This is a genomic window from Neisseria sp. P0001.S005 (genome assembly GCF_051963715.1).
Genome location: NZ_JBQCTZ010000250.1, coordinates 1 through 4,550 on the forward strand (window position 1 = coordinate 1; position 4,550 = coordinate 4,550).

A 4,550-nucleotide genomic window follows, 5' to 3' on the forward strand; every position below is an offset into this window, starting at 1 on the left:
CCGCTGGGCAGATACAGCGAAATTACCGACAACTTGCCGAAATCGCAACGGACAAAACGGCCTTCCCTGTCAAATTCCTCAATGCCCATGCCGATTTGCACATTGTCGGGTTTGCGTTTGCTGTACACCGCCACGCCGCTGTAACCGCGCTTTTCGGCGCAATGCCAGTAGCCGTGCATACCGTGCGGATTCTTCATATCGTCTGACAGGTCGGCTTCTTGAGCTTTCAGTTCCTGCACGCAGACAATATCGGCACCGGAAGCGGCGATGTATTCATAAAAACCTTTTTTATAGGCGGAGCGGATGCCGTTGACGTTGGCAGAGATGATTTTCAACATAAGATTTGAGTAATTTTTTAAAAACGGATAATAGGATTGAGGTTTTCAGACGGCCTGCAAGTCATAAACAAATACTTTGGAATTGCGACCGTTGGCATTGTATTCCTGCCGGCGTTCAGCAGGCAGGTCATCGGCTGAGGCCGTCTGAAAGCCCCGTTCGACAAACCATTCGCCCGTATGTGTGGATAAGGCGAAAAGCGTTTTGATATTTAAGGCACGCGCTTTTTGAAACAGATGTTCCAACAGCAATTCGCCGTAGCCGCCATCGCGCGCTTCGGGCGATACTACCAAACAGGCCAATTCGCCGCAGTCCGGTTCGGTAAAGGTTTTCAACGCCACACAGCCGTAAATGTTTTGATCGTGTTCCAATACGGAAAAACTGGAAATATGGTTTTCCAAATACTCTCGGCTGCGGTGTAACAAGATGCCTTGTTCTGCCAGCGGACGGATTAAGGCAATGATGTGCGGGATGTCGTCGCTGCGTGCTTGACGGATGGAAACAAACGGCTCACGCGCAATAGATGTACCGCTGCCCTCGCGGGTAAACAGCTCGCGCAGCAGGCTGCCGTCTTCACGGCCGTTGAGAATCTGCACCCGCGATACGCCGTTTTCCAACGCGCCTACCGCCGCATGCAGCAAATCGGCCGGCGCATCGGGATTGTCGTGTATCAGTTCCTGCACTTCGCCGACAGACAAAGTATTGGCTAACGAGCCGTCGGCACGGCGGATACCGGCTTCTTCGGTCAAGAAAACCAGTTTCTCCGCCTGCAAAGCCATGGCCACTTCCTGAGCGGTTTCGCACATACTCAGATTGAAGGTTTTACCGCTGTACGAATGTCCCAAAGGACTGATAAGCACCACCGCGCCGCCATCCAAACGCAAACGGATTTCTTCCGCGTCGATTTTGCGGACGGTACCGGTATAGCCCATGTCCACACCGTCGATAACGCCCAACGGACGGGCGGTAATAAAGTTGCCACACGCGATAACCGGCGGCTTACTCCGTTGCGGTGCGGATACGCTGCTGAACAAGGCAGCTTCGACATCGCTGCGAATAATCCCCGCCACCTGCTTCACTTCCATCAAAGTCGCTTCATCGGTAATCCGTCGGCTGCCGCTGTATTTCGGAACAAAATTCCGACCCGAAGCCAATTTGTCGAGCAAATGCCGCGAACCGTGCACCAAGACCAAACGCAAGCCCAAGCTGGCCAACAGATTCAAATCTGTGGCCAAACGAATCAAGGTTTCGCCTTCCAACAGGCTGTCGGTCACACCGACCACCATGGTTTTGCCGCGCAAATATTGGATATAGGGCGCGGCCTCACGAAAGCTGGCGACAAAATGGGCGATGGCACTCATAGCAGGGCAAGATAAAAGAGTTGCATAATCAAAACCGTCAGCGCAATCAGCGATGCCAAAGTCCAGTTGAAACCGTCCTTGCGCGTTTTGACCGCCGCCTGCTCTTCCGCCTTAGGCTCTTCCTTGAGTGCACTATTGAGCAAATCGGAAATTTCTTTGCGCGAGAGTTTGGAATGTTTGAGGATTTGCGCGCCGATGTTATGCACGAGGCGCACATCCGTTACCGCCACAGGCAGATGGGCCGGATCGGCCGGCAGGTTGCCCGACAGATAATCCTTGGCCTTAAACATCCCCGAACAACGCGTGCAGACCACGAAACCCTGCGCCACGTTCAACTGAGCATCTTTCACCCAATGCGGTGTTTTACAATGAGGACAAGAACAAGCAGGCATGAGTATTTTCCGTAAGTGTATTGAATCAAAAATATATTTTAGCCAATGTTTCAGGCCGTCTGAAAACTGTTTCAGACGACCTGAGCATGATGTTATGGTTTAAACCGCGCCGTAACGTTCGCGATAGGCTTTGACCGGCTCGAAAAAGCCTCCAAATTCGGCATTGTTTTGCAAGAGCGTGAACAAATCGTTCAAATTGGCAATCGAAACCACCGGCAGGCCGTATTGTTTTTCGACTTCCTGCACCGCCGACAATTCGCCCGTGCCTTTTTCCATGCGGTCGAGCGCAATGGCCACTGCGGCAGGCGTTGCGCCTTCGGCCTCAATCAGTTTGACTGACTCGCGCACGGATGTACCGGCGGAAATCACATCATCGATAATCAGCACGCGGCCTTTCAAAGGCGCACCCACTAACACACCGCCCTCGCCGTGGTCTTTGGCTTCTTTGCGGTTGTAGGCAAAAGGCACGTTCACGCCTTTTTCCGCCAACATCATCGCTGTTGCCGCCGCCAAAATAATGCCTTTATAGGCTGGGCCGAACAGCATATCGAACTTCACGCCGCTGGCAATAATGGCCTCGGCGTAAAACTTCGCCAGCTGCAAAGTCGATGCGCCGTCATTGAACAAACCGGCATTGAAAAAATAAGGCGACTGACGGCCGGCCTTGGTCGTAAATTCGCCGAATTTCAACACGTTTTGTGCCAAAGCGAATTTGAGGAAGTCTTGACGGAAATCGGACATTTGGGTTCTCCCGAAAGATGTTGATTTATCAAAGAAACGATTATAAAGGATTCATGCGGAAAAATCAGGCCGTCTGAAAACAGGTTCAACCCCGCTTTAAACCGACTTGCCCTATTCCCTTTCAAACCGACAAGGCGGCATTGCCGTCTTATCCCTGCAATCAAAAAGGATTATTCCCGATGATACGGATGGTTGTGCAAAATCGAAACGGCGCGATAAAGCTGCTCGGTCAATAAAACGCGCACCATGCCGTGCGCCAAGGTCAGGCTGGAAAGGCGCATCATCATGTTTGCCTGCTGTTTCAATCGGTCGGTCATGCCGTCTGCGCCGCCGATAATAAAGCAGACGTGTTCGCCGTTTTGCTGCCAGCTTTTCAAATGTTGCGCCAATTCGACCGAAGTCGGCGCTTTGCCGCGCTCGTCCAATACCACCAAAAACGCGCCCTGCGGTATAGCTTCCAACAGGCGTTTTTCTTCAGCCGTCATACCCTGAGCCGCATTCACACCCGCGCCGCGTTTCTCTGGCTTGATTTCTTTCAGCGCATAATTGACATCGCGCCCGAAGCGTTTGGCGTACTCGCTGACGGCTTCATCCACCCAACGCGGCATTTTCGTGCCGACAGCCAAGACGGTGATATTCATGGAGTATCCTTTTGTTATCGAATTGTCGGTTGGGGATTATGGTCAAGCAAGTTCTTAACCTTTTCAAACCATGAGCCAATACCCACCTCAACCGACTGAAAATAAAAGGCCGTCTGAAAGCCGAATGTATCCCGTTCGGCTGTTTCAGACGGCCTTTCAATGATTAGCAGTGAACCAGTGTACCTTCGTTTTCGCCGGTTACCACGCGTTTGAGCGAGCCTTCTTTAGCAATGCCGAATACCACGATATTGAGCTTGCGTTCTCGGCAGAGGGCGAAAGCGGTGGCATCCATCACTTTGAGGTTTTTCAACAAGGCTTCGTCAAAAGTAATGGTTTCGTAGCGTGTTGCAGATGGATCTTTTTTCGGATCTGCGGTGTACACGCCGTCAACGTTGGTGGCTTTGAGCATCACGTCGCAGTTCATTTCCGCACCGCGCAATGCGGCGGCAGTATCGGTCGTGAAGAATGGGTTACCGGTACCGGCGGCAAAAATCACGACTTTGCCTTCTTCCAAATATTGAATGGCTTTAGGACGGGCGTAAGTTTCAGCGATTTGCTGCATAGACAGTGCGGATTGTACGCGCGCTTTGATGCCCAAAGTTTCAAATGCGTCTTTAAGTGCCAACGCGTTCATTACAGTTGCCATCATGCCCATGTAGTCGGCAGTGGCGCGGTCCATGCTGCCTGCTTGTGCAGATACGCCGCGGAAAATGTTACCGCCGCCGACAACGATACCGACTTGCACGCCCATTTTAACGACTTCGGCAATTTCGCCGACAGTTTGAACGATGGTATCGTGATTGATACCGAACGGATCAGAACCCATCAGGGATTCGCCGGAGAGTTTCAGTAATACGCGTTTGTATTTGATTTGCTGTGTCATGGGATACCTTGCTTTCTTGAATGTCGTCGGTCGGAGTTTGGGCCGTCTGAATTTCAAACGGTCGGATTACAATGATATGGTGTGTCGTTCTATTATTGTTTTGTTTTCAGACGGCCTGAATATTCGGTCGTCTTAAAATAGGTACCGTAAACGGTTTTCTCAAAAAAAAGCACCCTGATTCGTTTGGAATCTAGGT

6 protein-coding genes are annotated in these 4,550 nt (G+C 51.4%); all 6 read right to left on the reverse strand.

Annotated features, from left to right (window positions below; genetic code table 11):
* Positions 1–338, reverse strand: a 338-nt coding sequence (locus ACTHSP_RS18135) for an exodeoxyribonuclease III (protein WP_440346603.1), incomplete at its 3' end; no start/stop codon positions are given.
* A gap of 45 nt (positions 339–383) precedes the next feature.
* The gene (gene argA, locus ACTHSP_RS18140) at positions 384–1,697 is read right to left on the reverse strand and encodes an amino-acid N-acetyltransferase (protein ID WP_049352695.1); all 1,314 of its coding nucleotides are present in this window, start codon (positions 1,695–1,697) and stop codon (positions 384–386) included.
* A complete protein-coding gene (locus tag ACTHSP_RS18145) occupies positions 1,694–2,089 on the reverse strand; it encodes an MJ0042-type zinc finger domain-containing protein (RefSeq protein ID WP_039862294.1) in 396 nt (131 codons plus the stop codon). Before ACTHSP_RS18145 ends, argA begins: the two co-directional genes overlap by 4 nt.
* Positions 2,090–2,188: 99 nt before the next feature.
* Positions 2,189–2,830, reverse strand: a complete 642-nt coding sequence (pyrE, locus tag ACTHSP_RS18150; protein ID WP_003682682.1) for an orotate phosphoribosyltransferase — start codon at positions 2,828–2,830, stop codon at positions 2,189–2,191.
* A gap of 170 nt (positions 2,831–3,000) precedes the next feature.
* Positions 3,001–3,471, reverse strand: coding sequence for a 23S rRNA (pseudouridine(1915)-N(3))-methyltransferase RlmH (rlmH, locus tag ACTHSP_RS18155; RefSeq protein ID WP_049352693.1), 471 nt, complete (start codon positions 3,469–3,471; stop codon positions 3,001–3,003).
* 163 nt (positions 3,472–3,634) lie between these two features.
* Complete coding sequence (gene pyrH / locus ACTHSP_RS18160; protein ID WP_002243681.1) at positions 3,635–4,354, reverse strand: UMP kinase; 720 nt, start codon at positions 4,352–4,354, stop codon at positions 3,635–3,637.
* Positions 4,355–4,550: the final 196 nt, after the last annotated feature.

What these genes read in the sequence shown, in the direction of transcription:
- argA (WP_049352695.1), bottom strand. Translation starts at nt 1,697, where the DNA reads ATGAGTGCCATCGCCCATTTTGTCGCCAGCTTTCGTGAGGCCGCGCCC.
- pyrH (WP_002243681.1), bottom strand. Translation starts at nt 4,354, where the DNA reads ATGACACAGCAAATCAAATACAAACGCGTATTACTGAAACTCTCCGGC.
- ACTHSP_RS18145 (WP_039862294.1), bottom strand. Translation starts at nt 2,089, where the DNA reads ATGCCTGCTTGTTCTTGTCCTCATTGTAAAACACCGCATTGGGTGAAA.
- rlmH (WP_049352693.1), bottom strand. Translation starts at nt 3,471, where the DNA reads ATGAATATCACCGTCTTGGCTGTCGGCACGAAAATGCCGCGTTGGGTG.
- pyrE (WP_003682682.1), bottom strand. Translation starts at nt 2,830, where the DNA reads ATGTCCGATTTCCGTCAAGACTTCCTCAAATTCGCTTTGGCACAAAAC.